Source organism: Actinokineospora iranica (genome assembly GCF_900101685.1).
GTDB lineage: Bacteria > Actinomycetota > Actinomycetes > Mycobacteriales > Pseudonocardiaceae > Actinokineospora > Actinokineospora iranica.
This window is the reverse complement of the sequence record NZ_FMZZ01000002.1, coordinates 414,811-432,627: the sequence shown is the minus strand read 5'-3', so window position 1 is coordinate 432,627 and position 17,817 is coordinate 414,811. Positions and strand designations below refer to the sequence as shown.

20 protein-coding genes are annotated in these 17,817 nt (G+C 71.0%); 14 read left to right on the top strand and 6 right to left on the bottom strand.

Features of this window, described 5'->3' with window-relative positions; genetic code table 11:
* Window positions 1-7: 7 nt before the first annotated feature.
* The 7 genes from lysA to BLS56_RS07325 all read left to right on the top strand — a co-directional run bounded on the left by lysA (window position 8) and on the right by BLS56_RS07325 (window position 7,878).
* Window positions 8-1,444 carry a diaminopimelate decarboxylase gene (lysA, locus tag BLS56_RS07355; RefSeq protein ID WP_091449157.1) on the top strand — a complete coding sequence of 479 codons (1,437 nt, stop codon included), beginning with the start codon at window positions 8-10 and terminating at the stop codon, window positions 1,442-1,444.
* A complete protein-coding gene (locus tag BLS56_RS07350; RefSeq protein WP_091449156.1) occupies window positions 1,441-2,748 on the top strand; it encodes a homoserine dehydrogenase in 1,308 nt (435 codons plus the stop codon). The genes lysA and BLS56_RS07350 overlap by 4 nt, the downstream gene beginning before the upstream one ends.
* A complete protein-coding gene (gene thrC / locus BLS56_RS07345; protein WP_091449155.1) occupies window positions 2,745-3,821 on the top strand; it encodes a threonine synthase in 1,077 nt (358 codons plus the stop codon). The genes BLS56_RS07350 and thrC overlap by 4 nt, the downstream gene beginning before the upstream one ends.
* Window positions 3,818-4,699, top strand: coding sequence for a homoserine kinase (thrB, locus tag BLS56_RS07340; RefSeq protein ID WP_091449154.1), 882 nt, complete (start codon window positions 3,818-3,820; stop codon window positions 4,697-4,699). The genes thrC and thrB overlap by 4 nt, the downstream gene beginning before the upstream one ends.
* A gap of 441 nt (window positions 4,700-5,140) precedes the next feature.
* Window positions 5,141-7,138, top strand: a complete 1,998-nt coding sequence (gene rho, locus BLS56_RS07335; protein WP_175482714.1) for a transcription termination factor Rho — start codon at window positions 5,141-5,143, stop codon at window positions 7,136-7,138.
* A gap of 204 nt (window positions 7,139-7,342) precedes the next feature.
* On the top strand, window positions 7,343-7,687 hold the full coding sequence (locus BLS56_RS07330; protein ID WP_091449152.1) for a DUF5753 domain-containing protein: 345 nt from the start codon (window positions 7,343-7,345) through the stop codon (window positions 7,685-7,687).
* Window positions 7,684-7,878 (top strand): DUF397 domain-containing protein, encoded by a 195-nt coding sequence (locus tag BLS56_RS07325; RefSeq protein ID WP_091449151.1) that lies wholly within the window; start codon window positions 7,684-7,686, stop codon window positions 7,876-7,878. Before BLS56_RS07330 ends, BLS56_RS07325 begins: the two co-directional genes overlap by 4 nt.
* 443 nt (window positions 7,879-8,321) lie before the next feature.
* Here BLS56_RS07325 and BLS56_RS32990 read toward each other — a convergent pair whose 3' ends face one another.
* The 4 genes from BLS56_RS32990 to BLS56_RS07305 all read right to left on the bottom strand — a co-directional run bounded on the left by BLS56_RS32990 (window position 8,322) and on the right by BLS56_RS07305 (window position 10,161).
* The gene (locus BLS56_RS32990) at window positions 8,322-8,747 is read right to left on the bottom strand and encodes an Imm1 family immunity protein (RefSeq protein ID WP_091449150.1); all 426 of its coding nucleotides are present in this window, start codon (window positions 8,745-8,747) and stop codon (window positions 8,322-8,324) included.
* Entirely contained in the window at window positions 8,735-9,232 is a 498-nt protein-coding gene (locus BLS56_RS32985) for a DddA-like double-stranded DNA deaminase toxin (protein ID WP_091449149.1), read from the bottom strand. Before BLS56_RS32985 ends, BLS56_RS32990 begins: the two co-directional genes overlap by 13 nt.
* 5 nt (window positions 9,233-9,237) lie before the next feature.
* Complete coding sequence (locus tag BLS56_RS07310) at window positions 9,238-9,450, bottom strand: hypothetical protein (RefSeq protein WP_091449148.1); 213 nt, start codon at window positions 9,448-9,450, stop codon at window positions 9,238-9,240.
* 339 nt (window positions 9,451-9,789) lie between these two features.
* Entirely contained in the window at window positions 9,790-10,161 is a 372-nt protein-coding gene (locus BLS56_RS07305) for a hypothetical protein (RefSeq protein ID WP_091449147.1), read from the bottom strand.
* Window positions 10,162-10,366: 205 nt separating this feature from the next.
* On the opposite strand from BLS56_RS07305, the gene rpmE reads away from it, so the two are divergent.
* Complete coding sequence (gene rpmE / locus BLS56_RS07300; protein WP_091449146.1) at window positions 10,367-10,588, top strand: 50S ribosomal protein L31; 222 nt, start codon at window positions 10,367-10,369, stop codon at window positions 10,586-10,588.
* Window positions 10,589-10,672: 84 nt separating this feature from the next.
* Window positions 10,673-11,749 carry a peptide chain release factor 1 gene (gene prfA / locus BLS56_RS07295; RefSeq protein ID WP_091449145.1) on the top strand — a complete coding sequence of 359 codons (1,077 nt, stop codon included), beginning with the start codon at window positions 10,673-10,675 and terminating at the stop codon, window positions 11,747-11,749.
* 58 nt (window positions 11,750-11,807) lie between these two features.
* On the opposite strand, the gene BLS56_RS07290 is transcribed toward prfA, so the two are convergent.
* A complete protein-coding gene (locus tag BLS56_RS07290) occupies window positions 11,808-12,014 on the bottom strand; it encodes a DUF1918 domain-containing protein (protein ID WP_091449144.1) in 207 nt (68 codons plus the stop codon).
* A gap of 120 nt (window positions 12,015-12,134) precedes the next feature.
* Here BLS56_RS07290 and prmC point away from each other — a divergent pair, with 120 nt between their 5' ends.
* Window positions 12,135-13,010 (top strand): peptide chain release factor N(5)-glutamine methyltransferase, encoded by an 876-nt coding sequence (prmC, locus tag BLS56_RS07285; RefSeq protein ID WP_091449143.1) that lies wholly within the window; start codon window positions 12,135-12,137, stop codon window positions 13,008-13,010.
* On the opposite strand, the gene BLS56_RS07280 is transcribed toward prmC, so the two are convergent.
* The gene (locus BLS56_RS07280; protein WP_091449142.1) at window positions 13,000-13,608 is read right to left on the bottom strand and encodes a hypothetical protein; all 609 of its coding nucleotides are present in this window, start codon (window positions 13,606-13,608) and stop codon (window positions 13,000-13,002) included. The two genes, prmC and BLS56_RS07280, sit on opposite strands and share 11 nt — an antisense overlap.
* A 169-nt stretch (window positions 13,609-13,777) precedes the next feature.
* Here BLS56_RS07280 and BLS56_RS07275 point away from each other — a divergent pair, with 169 nt between their 5' ends.
* The 4 genes from BLS56_RS07275 (at window position 13,778) to BLS56_RS07260 (ending at window position 17,790) form a co-directional block, all read left to right on the top strand.
* Window positions 13,778-14,593 (top strand): tetratricopeptide repeat protein, encoded by an 816-nt coding sequence (locus tag BLS56_RS07275; RefSeq protein WP_091449141.1) that lies wholly within the window; start codon window positions 13,778-13,780, stop codon window positions 14,591-14,593.
* Between the two features lie 34 nt (window positions 14,594-14,627).
* Window positions 14,628-15,278, top strand: a complete 651-nt coding sequence (locus tag BLS56_RS07270) for an L-threonylcarbamoyladenylate synthase (protein ID WP_091449140.1) — start codon at window positions 14,628-14,630, stop codon at window positions 15,276-15,278.
* An 89-nt stretch (window positions 15,279-15,367) separates the two neighbouring features.
* Window positions 15,368-16,636, top strand: a complete 1,269-nt coding sequence (locus tag BLS56_RS07265) for a serine hydroxymethyltransferase (RefSeq protein WP_091449139.1) — start codon at window positions 15,368-15,370, stop codon at window positions 16,634-16,636.
* Complete coding sequence (locus tag BLS56_RS07260) at window positions 16,633-17,790, top strand: glycosyltransferase family 4 protein (RefSeq protein WP_091449138.1); 1,158 nt, start codon at window positions 16,633-16,635, stop codon at window positions 17,788-17,790. Before BLS56_RS07265 ends, BLS56_RS07260 begins: the two co-directional genes overlap by 4 nt.
* The last annotated feature ends 27 nt before the right edge of the window (window positions 17,791-17,817 follow it).

The window sequence follows — 17,817 nt, the reverse complement described above, 5'->3', positions numbered from 1 at the left end:
AGGACTGATGAGGGCACACCCGGCAGGACCGCGGCACGCTGACGTGCTGCCGCCCGGCAACACCGCTGGCGAGCGACCCGCGGACGCCGCGGCGCTCGACGAGCTGAACCAGCGGGTCTGGCCGCGCAACGCCGAACGCGGCGCCGACGGCGTGGTGCGGCTCGCGGGCGTCGACGTCCGCGAGCTGGCCGAGACCTATGGCACGCCGCTGTTCGTGATGGACGAGGACGACTTCCGCGCCCGCTGCCGCGAGCACGCCACCGCCTTCGGCGACCCCGCGCTGGTGCACTACGCGTCGAAGTCGTTCCTGTCGGTGGAGATCGCCCGCTGGGTCGCCGACGAGGGCCTGAGCATCGACGTGTGCAGCGGCGGCGAGCTGGCCGTGGTGCTGCGCGCGGACTTCCCGCCGGAGCGGATCACCCTGCACGGCAACAACAAGTCGGTCGCCGAACTCGCCGAGGCGCTCGACGCGGGCGTCGGCGCGATCGTGGTCGACTCGTTCCACGAGATCGTCCGCCTCGACCGGCTCGCCCGCGACCGCGGCGTCGTCGCCCCGGTGCTGATCCGGATCACCGTCGGCGTCGAGGCGCACACCCACGAGTTCATCGCCACCGCGCACGAGGACCAGAAGTTCGGCTTCTCGCTGGCCGGGCGGGACGCGGCCGAGGCGGCCCGCCGGGTGATCAAGGCGGGGAACCTGTCGCTGGTCGGCCTGCACAGCCACATCGGGTCGCAGATCTTCGACGCCGACGGCTTCGAGGTCGCCGCGCACCGGGTCATCGGCCTGCTCGCCGAACTGCACGCCGAGCACGGCCCGGCGGCGCTGGAGTCGCTGACCACCGTCGACCTCGGCGGCGGCCTCGGCATCGCCTACACCGCCCAGGACGACCCGCCGCCGCCGATGTGGCTGGCCGACCAGCTCCGCGCGATCGTCACCAAGGAGTGCGAGCAGGCCGGGCTGCCGGTGCCGAAGGTGGCCGTCGAGCCCGGCCGGGCGATCGTCGGCCCCGGCACGGTGACCCTCTACGAGGTCGGCACCACCAAGGAGGTCGCGCTCGGCCACGGCACCGGGCGGCGCTACGTCAGCGTCGACGGCGGGATGAGCGACAACATCCGCACCGCCCTCTACGACGCCCTCTACGACGCCCGGCTGGTCTCCCGCGCCAGCGACGAGGGCGAGCGGGGCGGGGCGGCGGTGCTGTCCCGGGTCGTGGGTAAACACTGTGAGACCGGCGACGTTGTGGTGCGAGACTGCTGGCTACCGGAGAACCTTGCTCCCGGCGACCTGCTGGCGGTGGCCGCGACCGGCGCCTACTGCTACTCGATGGCGAGCAACTACAACCGGCTGCCCCGGCCCGCGGTGGTGGCCGTGCGCGGGGGGCAGGCGCGGTTGCTGCTGCGCCGGGAGACCGTGGACGACCTGCTACGACTGGAGATGACGTGACGAGCGAGGCCGCCAAACCGATCAGGGTCGCGCTGCTCGGCTGCGGGACGGTGGGCGCGCAGATCGTGCGGCTGCTCACCGAGCAGGCCCACGAGCTGGCCGCCCGCGTCGGCGCCCCGGTCGAGCTGGCGGGCATCGCCGTGCGCAGGCCCAACAAGCACCGCGACGTGCCAGCCGAGCTGCTCACCACCGACGCCGCGGCGCTGGTCACCGCCCCCGACGTGGACGTGGTGGTCGAGGTCATCGGCGGCATCGAGCCGACCCGCACCTGGCTGCTCGACGCGCTGCGCTCGGGCAAGTCCGTGGTCACCGCCAACAAGGCGCTGCTGGCCGAGCACGCTGGCGAGCTGTTCTCCGCGGCCGACGCCGCCGGGGTCGACCTGTACTTCGAGGCCGCCGTCGCGGGCGCGATCCCGCTGCTGCGCCCGCTGCGCGAGTCGCTGGCCGGGGACCGCATCACCCGGGTGATGGGCATCGTCAACGGCACGACGAACTTCATCCTCTCCGCGATGGACGAGACCGGCGCGGGCTACGCCGAGACGCTGGAGGAGGCGGCCCGGCTGGGCTACGCCGAGGCCGACCCGACCGCCGACGTCGACGGCTACGACGCCGCGTCCAAGGCCGCGATCCTGGCCTCGCTCGCCTTCCACACCCGGGTCACCGCGGGCGACGTCTACCGCGAGGGCATCTCCGCGGTCACCCCGTCGGACGTCGCAGCCGCCCGCGTCCTTGGCCGCACCATCAAGCTGCTGGCCATCTGCGAGCGCGTCGGCGGCGACGGCGGTGAGTCCGTCGCGGTGCGCGTGCACCCGGCGATGATCCCGCGCAACCACCCCCTCGCCGGGGTCGGCGGGGCGTTCAACGCGGTCTTCGTCGAGGCGGAGGCCGCCGGACAGCTCATGTTCTACGGGCAGGGAGCGGGCGGTGCACCCACCGCCAGCGCCGTGCTCGGCGATCTGGTCGCGGTGGCCCGCAACCTGGTCGTCGGCGGGCGCGGACCGCGCGAGTCGGCCTACGCCGACCTCGCGGTGCGCCCGATCGCGCAGGCGTCGACCAGGTACCACATCAGCCTGGACGTGGCCGATCGCGCGGGCGTGCTGGCGGCTGTCGCCGCCGTGTTCGCCCAGCACGAGGTGAGCATCGCGGCGGTGCGGCAGGAGGGCCGGGCTGCCGACGCCAGCCTGGTCGTCGTCACGCACTCCGCGCCAGACGCCGCGCTGCGCTCCACAGTGGACAAAATCGCGGGGCTGCCGTTCGTGCACGAGGTGGTCAGCGTGATGCGGGTCGAAGGCGAGGATTCATGACCATCCCCACCGGTGTGCGGCCAGGCTGGCCGGGCATCATCCAGGCTTATCCGTCCAGGGTCCCGATTCCCCCGAACGCCAAGGTCATCACCCTGGGGGAGGGGAACACCCCGCTGCTGCCCGCGCCGCACCTGTCGGAGCTGACCGGGTGCACGGTGTACCTCAAGGTCGAGGGCCTCAATCCCACCGGCTCCTTCAAGGACCGCGGCATGACCGTGGCCATCACCCACGCGCTGGCCAACGGGCTGGAGGCGGTCATCTGCGCCTCCACCGGCAACACGTCGGCGTCGGCGTCGGCCTACGCGGCGCGCGCGGGCATGACCTCGGCGGTGCTGGTGCCGCGCGGCAAGATCGCGCTCGGCAAGCTCGCCCAGGCCGTCGCGCACGGCGCGCGCATTCTTCAGATCGACGGCAACTTCGACGACTGCCTGGAACTGGCGCAGAAGACCGCGGCGGAGTACCCGGTCGGCCTGGTCAACTCGGTCAACCCGGTGCGGCTCATCGGCCAGAAGACCGCCGCGTGGGAGATCTGCGACGTCCTCGGCCGCGCCCCCGACATCCACTGCCTCCCGGTGGGCAACGCGGGCAACATCACCGCCTACTGGCGCGGCTACGCCGAGTACGCCCAGGACGGGCTGGTCGACAGCACGCCGCGCATGTTCGGCTTCCAGGCGGCAGGCGCCGCGCCGCTGGTGCTCGGCGAGCCGGTCGCCAACCCGGAGACCATCGCCACCGCGATCCGCGTCGGCAGCCCGGCCTCCTGGGCGGGCGCGGTGACCGCCCGCGACGAGTCCGGCGGCCTGTTCGACTCGGCCACCGACGAGCAGATCCTCGACGCCTACCGGCTGCTGTCCACGCGCGAAGGCGTGTTCGTGGAGCCGTCGTCGGCGACCAGCATCGCCGGTCTGCTCAAGACCTCGGCGGACGGGCGGCTGCCCAAGGGGTCCGTGGTCGTCTGCACGGTCACCGGCCACGGCCTCAAGGACCCCGACACCGCCCTGCGCGGCCTGGTCGAGGTCGAGCCGGTGCCGGTCGACGCCACCGCCGTCGCCTCGGCGCTGGACCTGCGGTGACCGCGGGCGTCCGCGTCCGGGTGCCCGCGTCGACGGCGAACCTGGGCGCGGGTTTCGACGCGCTCGGGCTCGCCCTGGGCCTGCACGACGTCATCGAGGTCCGGCGCGCGCCGTCCGGGCTCGCGGTGACCGTGACCGGCGAGGGCGCGGACGACGTGCCGCGCGACGAGTCGAACCTGGTCGTGCGCGCGCTGCGCGCGGCCTGCGACCGGCTCGGGTTCGACCCCGGCGGCTTGGCCATGACCTGCGCGAACGTCATCCCGCACGCCCGGGGCCTCGGGTCGTCGGCCGCGGCCATCGTCGGCGGGATCGCCGCGGCCCACGGGCTGGCGGGCAAGCCGCTGGACGACGACGCGCTGCACTTGGCCGCCGAGTTCGAGGGGCACGCCGACAACGTCGCGGCGAGCCTGCTCGGCGGCCTGGTCGTCGCCTGGTGCGAGCCGGGCCCGAGGTTCCGCGCCGCGCGGGTCGAGCCGCACCCGGACCTGCGGCCGGTGGCGATCGTGCCGTCGGAGGAGTCCGCCACCCACGTCACCCGGGGGCTGCTGCCCGCCGTCGTCCCGCACGCCGACGCCGCGTTCGCCGCTGGCCGGGCGGCGTTGGCCGTGCACGCGCTCGCCGCGCGCCCGGACCTGCTGCTGCCCGCCACCGCGGACACGCTGCACCAGGACTACCGGGAAAAAGCCTGGCCGCGGACCTTGCGCGTGGTGCGCGAACTGCGCGCTCTCGGGGTCGCCGCCGCGGTGTCGGGCGCTGGGCCGACCGTGCTCGCGTTCACCACGGACGGCCGCGTCCCGGCCGGGGTCGATCTCACCGGGTTCACCGCGACCCCGCTTTCGGTGGACCGCGCGGGTGTGCGCGTCGACCCGCTCGACTGACCGGGAATACCCCTCGTGACCGCGGCGTTGCACCGCTTGAAGGCTCTCGTGATTCAGATCACCGTGCCACACCCTCATCTCGGTGCGACGCGCAGCGGGCCGGTTGTTGCACCTTGAGTGACGGCCGTCTACCCTCGGGGGCGTTCAGTCACCGCGCGCACGGGCGCCCGGTGTCGTTCCCGGAAACTCTTTCCGGGTCGCATCATCTGCCGGGGTATCGGCTCAGTCCTTCTCCAAGGTCAGGGCCGGGGCTCGCAGGTTCCCGACGACCGTGGTGACCAGATGCTCCCTGTTGGCGACCGAGTCCTACGGCTGGCCCGCTCCGCGGCCAGGCTCGTGACTAGGGCAAGCAAGCAGTGGGGAGATACGCCGTCTCGCATTCCGACGGACGGCGGTCCGCTGGTCCACGTAGGAGGCGGGGACCGGTCAGGAAGGACATGTGTGACCAATACCGATCTATTGAGCAGCGACACCGCCGAGTCGCAGTCCGACAAGGCGCAGAGCACGGGTGCCAATGGCGGCACACCTAAGCGTCGCGCGGGTCTTTCCGGCATGGTGCTCGCCGAGCTTCGCGAGCTGGCCGGTGAGCTGGGAATTCCCAGCACCGCGGGAATGCGCAAGGGTGATCTGATCGCTGCCATCAAGGAGCGGCAGGGGGGCGGCTCCGGCGCCGTCGCCACGCAACTGCCGCTCAACGGCGCCGATGTGCCCGCGGAGCCCAAGCCCAGGCGCGAGCCGCGCGGGGCGAAGGCCGAGCAGCCAGCCGAAGCCGCGGCGGCCGCGCCTGCTGAGGCGCCTGCCGAACCGCAGGCGGACGCCCCGCAGGAGGCCCCCCGGCACACCGAGGGCGGCCGGGACAACCGGCGCCGTCGCGGTGCCAGCCGGTCGGCGGGAAGCCCGGAAGGCGCCGAGCAGGCGCCGGAGTCCGGGCGCGCGGCCCGCGTCGACGAGCGTCAGCAGGGCGGCGAGCGGCAGCAGGGCGAGCGCCAGCAGCGGGGCGACCGCAACGACCGCGGTGAGCGGGGCGAGCGCGGCGACCGCAACGACCGCCAGCGCGGCGACCGCAACCGCCAGCAGGGGGACCGGCAGCAGGACCGCCAGGAGCGGCAAGACCGCCAGGACCGCCAGGACCGCCAGCAGGACACGCGACAGCAGGATCGTCAGCAGGACAACCGGGCGACCGGCCCCGACGACGACGATGACGGCGGCCGTCGCGGCCGTCGCTTCCGCGACCGCCGCAGGCGCGGCGGCCGGGTCGAGGGCGGCACCGGCCAGAACGACACCGAGGTCCGCGACGACGACGTGCTGTTGCCGGTCGCCGGTGTCCTCGACGTGCTGGAGAACTACGCGTTCGTCCGCACGTCGGGCTACCTCGCCGGGCCGAACGACGTCTACGTCTCGCTCTCGCTGGTGCGCAAGCACGGCCTGCGCCGGGGCGACGCCATCACCGGCCTGGTCCGCCAGCCGCGTGAGGGCGAGCAGCAGCGGCAGAAGTTCAACCCGCTGGTCCGCGTGGAGACGATCAACGGCCTGGACCCGGACGCGGCCAAGAACCGCCCCGAGTTCACCAAGCTGACCCCGCTCTACCCGAACGAGCGACTGCGCCTGGAGACCGAGCCGCACATCCTCACCACCCGCGTCATCGACCTGATGATGCCGGTCGGCAAGGGCCAGCGCGCGCTCATCGTCTCGCCCCCCAAGGCGGGCAAGACCTCGGTGCTGCAGGCGATCGCCAACGCGATCAGCGTCAACAACCCCGAGGTCTACCTCATGGTCGTGCTCGTCGACGAGCGCCCGGAGGAAGTCACCGACATGCAGCGGTCGGTCAAGGGCGAGGTCATCGCCTCCACCTTCGACCGCCCCCCGGGCGACCACACCACCGTGGCCGAACTCTCCATCGAGCGCGCCAAGCGCCTGGTGGAAATGGGCCACGACGTGGTCGTGCTGCTGGACTCGATCACCCGCCTTGGCCGCGCCTACAACCTCGCGGCCCCGGCATCCGGCCGAATCCTCTCCGGCGGCGTCGACTCGACCGCCCTGTTCCCCCCGAAGCGCTTCCTCGGCGCGGCCCGCAACATCGAAGGCGGTGGCTCCCTCACCATCTTCGCCACCGCCCTGGTGGAAACGGGCTCCGCCGGTGACACGGTCATCTTCGAGGAGTTCAAGGGCACCGGCAACGCCGAACTGAAACTCGACCGCAAGATCGCCGACAAGCGCATCTTCCCGGCGGTCGACGTCGACCAGTCCAGCACCCGCAAGGAGGAGTTGCTCCTCTCCCCGGACGAGCTGGCGGTCACCGTCAAGCTGCGCAGGGTCCTGCACGCCCTCGACAGCCAGGCAGCGATCGAACTCCTGCTCGACCGCCTGCGCAAGAGCCGGACAAACATCGAGTTCCTGATGCAGGTGGCCAAAACCACCCCAGCAGGCAACGACGACTGACTTACCAGTCCCAACACCCACAGGCCCGGCCCCCTCGCTTCTCGGGGGCCGGGCCTGCGGCTTGCCCAAGCAGACGTGGAGAGTTATCCACAGGCGGCCCGCACCTTCCCTGTTGCCTCAGGTCAAGATGCCCGTTTTGGCGGGCGTCGACGGTGAGCTTGCCGCTGATCTTCTCCTCGAACACGCGCTCGCCGATCGGATCGAGTGATCGGTGGAATCGAGGTGATGATCGAGCAGCTTCGGCATCTCGTCGTGATGAGTCAGCGGAACAACGTGGCAATTCGGGTGATGCCGTTCTCGGCCGGTTTTCATCCGGCGGCCGCGACCGGTCCGTTCATCAAGCTGGACTTCCCGACCGTGGCGAACGGTGCTCCCTCCGAACCGTCCACGGTCTACATCGAGGGTTTGACCGGGGCGCTCTTCCTGGAGAAGCCGAACGAGATCAAGCGCTACAGTGAAGCGTTCGCAGACCTGTGGGAAGCCTCGATGATCGAGGTGGAGTCGGTGAATTACATCGCCAAGCTGGCAAGGGAGATGCGGCAACAATGAGCAGTGACAAGCTGGCCGACGCCCGCTGGTTCAAGAGCAGTTGGAGCGGCCCCAACGGTGAGTGCGTTGAGGTGGCGTTCTTGGGCGACGGCGAGGTCGCGACTCGGGACAGCAAGGTGGGCGGCACCGAGTCGGTGCTGCTCTTCGGCTCCAGCCAGTGGGACGCCTTCGTGCGCGGCTTGAACGCCTGACAACACCAGACTTCACCGCAAGCAGCCTGCCCGCACCCGCTGCGTGCGGGCTGCTTGACGAACGCGCCCGTGATCACCATCGTGGATGACGCCCTTCACACAACTGTCCTTCAGTGCCGGTGCCGGTGCCGGTGTGCGTCGGGGCGTGGTGGCGGTGAGAGCGGGGGCGTTGGTTGGCCCGGAGTTAGCCAAGCGGTTCCCGATCATGGTCTCTACGCCTTGGGGGACCGAGTGCACGCTGTCGATCAGTCGTAGGGCTTCGGGTGACGTCGTGTCCAGTCAAAGGTGTGGGTCGTGCCCCGGTGGGTGTGCCAACCCCGTGACGGGAATCCCCCCGGCCCACGCTTGCCGGGGAGGTTGACCGCGCGGCCGGATGTGCGTCCCGGAGACACACGTCCCCGGGATGCTCCCGGCAGGCTCTGGCCGCTAGACGAGGTCATGGCCTAGGACGGGGCCGTGGTGTTGTCTTGCCACCGAATATTGGTTGGCCGAGCACCGTCGGTTACAAGGTGTTCCTTGAACGCGCGTCGAATATCATCTAGGGGGATCTCTGCGTTCGAGGGGAACCCAGTCCATTGGTCCGCGAAAAAGTACGCAAGTTCATCGTGGGTGTACGCTCCCTCTCCGACGCTGTAAACCCCGTGCGGCCATTCGCGCCCGGTGAAGTACAGGACCCCTACGTCCCCGCGTATGCCTACCGCGAACTCCTGTTTGCTGCCGTCGGCCGGATGGATTTGCATGAGGATCGGGGCGTCGCTGGGAGATTCGGCTTTTACTCGGTCAATCAGGGCGTCTACCTCTGCTTCTGTCGTGACCACGATCGGATCGTCTTCGTGTTCGTGAGCGTAGTAGACCTCTAGGGGAACCATAGTGAAGTCTTCCCTCCGTGATATGTGCGTTGGAATCCGTCAGGGTCATAGATGGTGAGTGTGTACCCCTCGGGCAGTAACACGGGAACCAGTGCGTTACAGCCGAACTTTCCGAAACATGGACGGTTGTTGATTATTAGGGTCGCGGATCTTATGTCGTTCTTGCGCATATGGACAGCCGGTTTCATTTCCACATCGGCTGATCGCATCGGACGTTGACTGACTTTGATCTCATCGAAGTAGTCTTCAACTGCTTGATATTTGTCGTCCTTGCCGCTGACCTCGTTGTGGACGTTGCCGTTCGGGTCAATCCACCGACCGTGTGTCTTCTGCCCGCTTCGAGTCTTCACTGTCGGCGGCAACTCGGCCCGAAGGCGCTCGACCTGTTCACGGGTCACGTTTGCCGGTGCCGGTGGGGGCCGGGGCGCGGTGGTCGGAGTTGGGGCGTTGGACGGCCCGGGGTTGGCCAGGCGGTTCCCGATCATGGTTTCTACGGCTTGGAGGGCTGAGTGCACGGTAGGGCTTCGGTGAGCATGGCGGGAATCCGCTGGGTCTGTGGGTTCCCTGTGCCTTGGATCAGGACCGCGACTTCGTCCCTGGTTCGGTCGGTTTCGGTCGCGATCCCGTCCAGGTGCGCGCGTAGCCCGGCAAGTGAGGTCAGGAAGGCGCGCAGGCGCGCGGCGGTTTCCTCGGCCAGGGGCACTCGGTCATCGTAGGGGCGTGACCGGTCACCAGGACGGGACGGTGTTCGACTTGCCTGGCCCCTGGCACTCGATGCCTTTCGTCGGAATCCAGGCGTCGCGGGTTTCACTCACACACACAGCCCCCGCTTTTGCGCATGAGTGCTTCGCCTGCCTGTTGTGGATCAGATAGCCCGGCGTATTTCCCATTGGGTATGAGCGTGATCTTCGCTGTTGTCCAGCCTTCCGCGAGGATTCTTGTCCGCGGTCGCCAGGATCGCTTCCACCACGTCCGTCGGCGCCCGAGCGGCAGTCGGGTTCGGCAGAATCGAGCAACCCCACAGCCAACCGCCGCGGAAGCCTCAAGACACCCAAGAACGCCCAGGCACCCAAGCCATCCGCACCAGCACCAAAACAGCGGGCACCCCAACAGCGACCGCATAAGGCGTGGCCACCACGATCTGGTCGAAGACCAGCCCCGCCCCGAACAACACCCCCGGATACGGCAAAGCCAACAGCACCCGCTGCCGCCCCGAATGCCAAGTCACCGCCCGAGACAGCGCAGCCGTGATCGCGGCCCCACCACCCCAGAGCCCACTGGTGATCGCGACCTGCCACGGCGCATCGATCAGAAGACCGCCGAACGCGGTCAGCCCCAGCACAGCCGCCATGAACAACACCGGTGCGGCCAGCCACGCGGAGACCGAGAGCGGTCTGCCTACGGCGTACAACACGCGACCAGTGTGCGCCGGGTCCCAGAGCCGTCAACCAACCGCGCGGCGGAAGGTCGGCGTGCGGCGACGAACGGTCGGCGGAATAGCGGCAGGTGGGACCGCGTTACAAGACCTGTCAGCGCTCTGGCACACTAGTAGGTCGAGTCCGGCTCCGGTTCACCCCGCTTTCGGGGACCCGGCGGCCACAGATTGAGAGGCGACCACCGTGAAGAACGGCATTCACCCCGAGTACGTCAGCACCACCGTGACGTGCGGCTGCGGGAACAGCTTCACCACGCGCAGCACCAAGTCTTCCGGCAACATCCACGTCGAGGTCTGCTCGGCTTGCCACCCCTTCTACACCGGCAAGCAGAAGATCCTCGACACCGGTGGCCGGGTCGCGCGCTTCGAGGCCCGCTACGGCAAGCGGACCAAGAACGCCAAGTAGCTCCGCGCACGGCGCCTGCCCGGTCACCGGGCGGGCGCCGTCGTCGTGTCCGGACCCGAAATCCCCGATCGTGAGGTGTTCCCGGTGGATTCATCATCGCTGGACGAGTTGCTGGCCGAGCATGGTGAGCTGGAGAAGCTGCTCGCCGATCCCGCTGTGCACGCCGACCAGGACCGCGCCCGCAAGCTGGGCCGCCGCTACGCGGAGCTGACCCCGGCGGTGAAGGCCATCCGGGAGTTGGAAGCGGTGCGCGACGACTTGGCCGACGCCCGGGAGCTGGCCAGGGAGGACTCCGGGTTCGCCAAGGAGGCCGACGAGCTGGCGGCGCGGATTCCGGCGCTGGAGACGAAGCTGACCGAACTGCTGCTGCCGCGCGACCCGCACGACGCCGCCGACGTGCTGCTTGAGGTCAAGTCGGGGGAGGGCGGCGAGGAGTCCGCGCTGTTCGCGGGCGACCTGCTGCGCATGTACCTGCGCTACGCCGAGCGGCACGGCTGGAAGGCCGAGGTGCTCGACGGCACCGAGTCCGACCTGGGCGGGTTCAAGGACGTCACGGTCGCCATCAAGAGCCGGGGCTCGGACCCCGACGGCGTGTGGGCGCGGCTGAAGTTCGAGGGCGGCGTGCACCGCGTGCAGCGGGTGCCGGTGACCGAGTCGCAGGGCCGCATCCACACTTCGGCGGCGGGCGTGCTGGTCTACCCGGACGTCGAAGAGGCCGCCGAGATCGTCGACATCCCGGACAAGGACCTGCGCGTCGACGTTTACCGCTCGTCCGGCAAGGGCGGGCAGAGCGTCAACACCACCGACTCGGCCGTGCGCATCACGCACCTGCCGACCGGCATCGTCGTGTCCTGCCAGAACGAGCGCTCGCAGTTGCAGAACAAGGCCCGCGCCATGCAGGTCCTGCGCGCCCGGCTGCTCGCCGCCCAGGAGGAAGAGGCCGCCCGGCAGGCGTCCGACGCGCGCCGCAGCCAGATCCGCACGGTCGACCGCTCCGAGCGGGTCCGCACGTACAACTACCCGGAGAACCGCATCTCCGACCACCGGGTCGGCTACAAGGCGCACAACCTCGACGCCGTGCTCGACGGCGACCTCGACGGCGTCCTCGACGCCTTGGCCGAGGCCGACCGGGCCGAACGGCTGGCGACTTCGGCGGGCTAGGCCCTATCCGGGGGTCTGGCGGGTATCGGTTTCTCGTTGTCAGCGTCCGGTCGGGCCGCTACCGGGATTTCGTGGCCTCCGCCTCGGTGAGGACGTGCGCGTCGGGGCCGGGCGCGACGAGCACGGTGTGGTCGCTGTCGCTCCACTGGACGACGAACGGCGGCGTCCCGTCCGGCCCGCGGACCTCCTCGATGCGGCCGCGGCGGGCGTGGTGGTCCACATCGCCGCGTTCGACGATGAGCCAGTCACCAGGTTGTGCCTTCACGGTGTCTCTCCTCACTTTCCCTTGCGCGGTGGCGTCGGTTCCACTGTCCAACGGTGACGCCCGCGAGTCCAGTGCGGACACCTGACTGACACCGAGCGCGGCCGTGAAAGGGTGGCGGGCATGAGCAGGCACCACCCCCTCCGGCAGGCCATCGGCGCCGCGGAGCGTGTTCTGGCCGACGCGGGCGTCGCCTCGCCGCGCACCGATGCCGAACTGCTCGCCGCGCACGTGCTCGGCGTCGAGCGGGGCAAACTGCCGCTGGTGCCGATGGTCGACGCGACCGTGCTCGACGCGCTCGCGGCGCTGGTCGCCCGCCGCGCGCGCCGCGAGCCGTTGCAGCACCTGACCGGGGACGCGGCGATGGGCGCGATCACCGTCGCGGTCGGGCCAGGGGTGTTCGTGCCGCGCCCGGAGACCGAACTCATGTTCGCCTGGGGCCTGGCGACCCTCGCCGAGGTGCGCTCACCGGTCGTGGTCGACCTGTGCACGGGGTCCGGGGTCCTCGCGCTGTCGGTGGCCAACGCCCGCCCGGACGCGCGGGTGCACGCGGTCGACATCGACGCGGCCGCGCTGTCCTGGGCCCGCCGCAACGCCGACGCCCGCGCCGCCGCAGGCGACACCCCGGTTCGCCTCCACTCCGGCGACGTCACCGACCCCGGGCTGTTCGCCGACCTCGACGGCCAGGTCGACCTGCTGCTGTGCAACCCGCCGTACGTCCCCGACGGGACCGAAGTCCCCCCGGAGGTCGCCGACCACGACCCGGCGCACGCGGTGTTCTCCGGCGCCGACGGCCTGACCGTCATCCGTTCGGTGGTCACCGCGGCCGCCCGCCTGCTGCGCCCCGGCGGCGCGGTCGCCATCGAACACGACGACACCCACGGCGATTCCGTTCCCGCGCTGCTGGCGGACCGGGGCGTCTTCACCGACATCGAGGACCACCCGGACCTGGCGGGCCGCCCCCGGTTCAGCACCGCCCGCCGCCGCCCTATGGCGTGACGTTCTCGACCATCGTGCGGTAGACCGGCGCTGTCTCGGCCCACCGTTCGACCGTCGAGGTGGCGTAGAGGAAGTACTCCGTCCCGGCCACCCGCCAGTACATCGAATGGACGTGCAGGCGGCCAGCGGCGGTGTCGTGCTCGAACTCCCAGTCGACCGCCTGGACGCCGTGGTAGGTCGCGGTGCCCAGGCTCAGCCGCTGGAACCGCTGCCGGGTGGCCGCGAACGCGCGCTCGTAGTCCACATGGGACCGCACCAGGTCCACCGCGGGCGCGGGCGCGCCGCCGTAGCGGATGAACCGGGTCGGGTCGGCGGGGTCGGTGGCCTGCATGGCGCCCGGACCGCTCGACCGGGTGACGATCCAGCCGTCCGGGATGGTGGTGACGATGCCGCCGGGTCCGGCGACCCGCTGGTAGCCCTCGGGCACCGGCAGCGCCACCTTCGACGGGCTCGGCGCGACGCGCGGGTCCGCGGCGGGTCCCTCCAAAGGGGACGGCGCGGGTTCGCCCGTCCGCGCGGGCGGAGCCGAGTCGGCGTAGTCGTAGGTGGCGATGGACTGCGCGTTGCGCTCGGGTTCCTTGGGCGCGACCAGCAGCACAGCGCCGACGGCCGCGCTGACCGCCGCGTAGGCGACGACAAGCGAGGACGCCAGCCAGCGTGAGCTGAGCTGGAATCCTCTGCGCGTGAAGCGGCTGGTCGTGGCTACTCCCTGGACACGGGCCTGCGGTATGCCGTACCGAGGGTAGCGTGACCTCTTGGGTGATCCAATGCTTCGTACATGGCAGGACGTCATCGCCAAGTGGGAACTGACCGCTGGCGAGGACGAACCGGGGGCGGGAGAGGCCGCGGACGCGTTCGCGCGCGGAAGGTCCGCGCTGCTCGCGGGCAGGCTCGACGACGCGCTCGGCGAGTTCGAGCGGTCGGCGGCGCTGCGCGCGCACCCGCACGACCACGTCGGCATCGGCGACGTGCTGCTCGCCCGCGGCCGGTGGCGCGCCGCGGCCCGCCACTACCGCCGCGCGGAAGAGCTGGACCCGGGCAACGCGCTCGCGTTCCTGGGACTGTCCCAGGCGAAAGTGGCCGGTTCGGACGCCGTTGCCGCCGCCGAGGACTTGGAACGCGTCTACGGCGGCTCGGACGACCCGGTGTTGCGCTACTACCTGGCCAGCACCTGGTGCTCGGTCGCCGACCAGGCCCGGCACCGCGCAGGCGACGAGACCCTGGTGTTCACCAGCGAGGGCCAGCTCGCCCTGTGCGAGCACGCCGCCCGGCGCATCCTCGAACTCGACGTGGACGACCGGGAGCTGCGCCGGGGCGCGGAGCGGCTGCTGGCCGAGGTGCGCTCGGGACGGCGCTGGCACTGGCGCCCGGAGGGGATCGCGGTGAGCCTGGCGGTGCTGGCCGTCTCCTTCGGACTGACCCTGGTCGCCATCGGCGGGGTCACAGGCAGCGTGCCGCTGGTGATCGCCGGGATCGTCGTCGGCAGCGCCCTGCTTTACCTGATCGTGGTGCGCTTCCGCAGGCAGAGCTGGCGCGCCCGCGCGGAGCTGCCCACCGGCGGGATTCGCGGCGGAGGCGCGTGATCGTCCGACTACCGACACCGCTATCCTCGCCGCCGTGACCACGGTCTACGACTGCAGCGAGCGCGGCCAGCGCGAAGACGGCCTCGCCGCGGCGGCCAGCGCGGTCCGTGCGGGCCGCACGGTCGTGATCCCGACCGACACCGTCTACGGCATCGGCTGCGACGCGTTCTCCCCGACCGCGGTCAGCGCGCTGCTCGCGGCCAAGGGCCGCGGCCCGGACATGCCCGTCGGCGTGCTGGTCGGCTCGTGGTCGACCATCGACGGGCTGGTCCTCTCGGTGCCCCAGTCGGCCCGCACGCTGGTCGAGGCGTTCTGGCCGGGGGACCTGTCCATCGTGCTCCCGCACGCGCCGTCGCTGGCCTGGGACCTGGGCCGGACCGGCGGCACGGTCATGCTGCGGATGCCGCTGCACCCGGTGGCGATCGAGCTGCTGCGCGAGGTGGGGCCGATGGCGGTCTCCAGCGCCAACCGCTCCGGCCGACCGCCCGCGGCGACCGCGCAGGAGGCCGTCGACCAGCTCGGGGACTCCGTGTCGGTCTACCTCGACGGCGGACCGTCCGGCGACCCGGTGCCATCGACCATCGTCGACCTCAGCGGCGACGAGCCCGTGGTGCTGCGCGAGGGCGCGGTCAGCGTCGCCGCGGTCTCCGAGGCGTTGGGCGCCGAGGTGCGCGTCTCGCGGTAGCGTGCCCTACCTGATCTGCCCGCCTATTGCCCGCTTACCTGTCAGCCGTTTACCGACAGCCGTTCGACACGCAGGAGATGCGACCCCCCGTGCCCACGCCGTTCTGGGGCCCTGACTTCGCGGCCCTCACCAGCACGGACCCGGAGATCGCCGAGGTGGTGCTCGGCGAGCTGGACCGGCTGCGCGGCGGGCTGCAGCTCATCGCGAGCGAGAACCTCACCAGCCCCGCGGTGTTCGCCGCGCTCGGCTCGACGCTGTCGAACAAATACGCGGAGGGCTACCCCGGCCACCGCTACTACCCAGGCTGCGGCCAAGTCGACGTGGCCGAGGAAATCGGCGCGGCCCGCGCGCGGGCCCTCTTCGGCGCCGACCACGCCAACCTCCAGCCGCACTCGGGGACGAATGCGAACCTGGCCTGCTACGCCGCGTTCTGCGAGCCGGGCGATGTCGTGCTGGCCATGGACCTGCGCCACGGCGGCCACCTCACGCACGGCTCGCCAGCCAACTTCTCCGGCCGCTGGTTCGAGCCGGTCTGGTACGGCCTGGACCCGGAAACCGAACTGATCGACTACGACCAGGTGCGCGACCTGGCCCGCGCGCACCGGCCGCGCATGATCATCGCGGGCGCGACGTCCTACCCCCGGCTCATCGACTTCGCCGCGTTCCGCGAGATCGCCGACGAGGTCGGCGCGATCCTGCTGGTCGACGCGGCGCACATCATCGGGCTGGTCGCGGGCGAAGTGGCGCCGTCGCCGGTGCCCTTCGCCGACGTCGTCACCGCGACGACCCACAAAGTCCTGCGCGGCCCGCGCGGCGGCCTGGTGCTCTGCCGCGCCGAGCACGCCGATGCCATCGACAAGGCGGTCTCCCCGGCCACCCAGGGCGGCCCGATGATGCACGTGATCGCCGCGAAAGCCGTCGCCCTCAAAGAAGCCGCCGAGCAGTCCTATCGCGACTACGCCCACCAGGTCGTCGCCAACGCCGCCGCGCTCGCCGACGGCTTGGCCGAGGAAGGGATGCGCCCGGTCTCCGGCGGCACCGACACGCACCTGGCCGTGCTCGACCTGCGCCCGCTCGGCGTCACCGGCGCCGACGCCGAGGCCCGCTGCGCCGCGGCCGGGATCATGCTGACCAAGAACCCGGTCCCGTTCGACCCGGCCCCGCCCTCGGTCGCCTCGGGCATCCGGCTCGGCTCGCCCAGCGTCACCACGCAGGGCATGACCGAGCCCGACATGCGCGAGATCGCCCGGCTGATCGGCCGCGCCGTCCGCGCCGCAACCGATCCGGCCGAGCTGGTCGAGGCCGTCGCCGCGCTGACCGCGGCCCGCCCCGCCTACCCGAGGAGCCAGCGGGCGTGACACCCACGAGCGGATTCGCGCCCGCAGGCCTTCCGGTGCGGGAGTACCTGCTGGTCGCGCTGATCACCGCGGTCCTGACGTTCCTGCTGACCGGCCTGGTCCGGCTGCTGGCCATCCGGATGGGCGCGGTCGCCTACCCGCGCCAGCGCGACGTGCACGTCGTGCCGATGCCGCGGCTGGGCGGACTGGCCATGTACCTGGGCATCTGCGGCGGGATGCTGCTGGCCCACCAGCTGCCGGTCCTGCGCCGCGCGTTCGACTACTCGTTCGACCCCGCCGCCGTGCTCATCGGCGGCGGCATCATCGTCGGCATCGGTATGCTGGACGACCGGTTCGAGCTGGACTCGCTCACGAAACTCGCGGGCCAGACCACCTGCGCTGGCATCCTGGTGCTGTTCGGCATCCAGTGGTTCGTGCTGTGGGTGCCCTGGGGCGGCGACGAGGGCGTCTTCGGCTCGGTGCTCATCCTGGACCAGAACCAGGGCGGCCTGCTGGCCATCCTGCTCGCCGTCACGATGATCAACGCGATGAACTTCGTGGACGGCCTCGACGGGCTCGCCGCGGGAATCGGGCTCATCACCGCCGCGGCGACCTGCGTGTTCTCCATGCACCTGCTCGACGAGTCCGGCGGCGACGTCGGCAACTACTCGCCCGCGCTCATCACCGCCACCCTGGCCGGGGCCTGCCTGGGCTTCCTGCCGCACAACTTCCAGCCCGCGCGCATCTTCATGGGCGACTCCGGCTCGATGCTCATAGGCCTCATGCTGGCCGCGGCGAGCACCACCGTCTCCTTCCGCGGCAACCCCACCCTGTGGGGCGCCACCGACGCGCTCGCGGTGTTCTCCCCGCTGCTCATCGTCGCCGCGGTCCTGTTCGTCCCGGTGCTGGACCTGATGATGGCCGTCATCCGGCGCACCCGCCGCGGCGAGAGCCCGTTCTCCGCGGACAAGATGCACCTGCACCACCGCCTGCTGGAGATCGGCCACTCCCAGCGCCGCGCCGTGCTGCTCATCTACCTGTGGGCGGGCCTGATCGCCTTCGGCGCCATCGCGGTGACCCTCTACGACGTCTCGATCGTCATCTGGGGAATCGTGATCGTCGTGGTGCTGACCGCGGTGATCTCCTACCTGCCGCGCATCCGCTCGTCCCGGTGACGCCTGCCGCCGGGCGACCTCCCACCC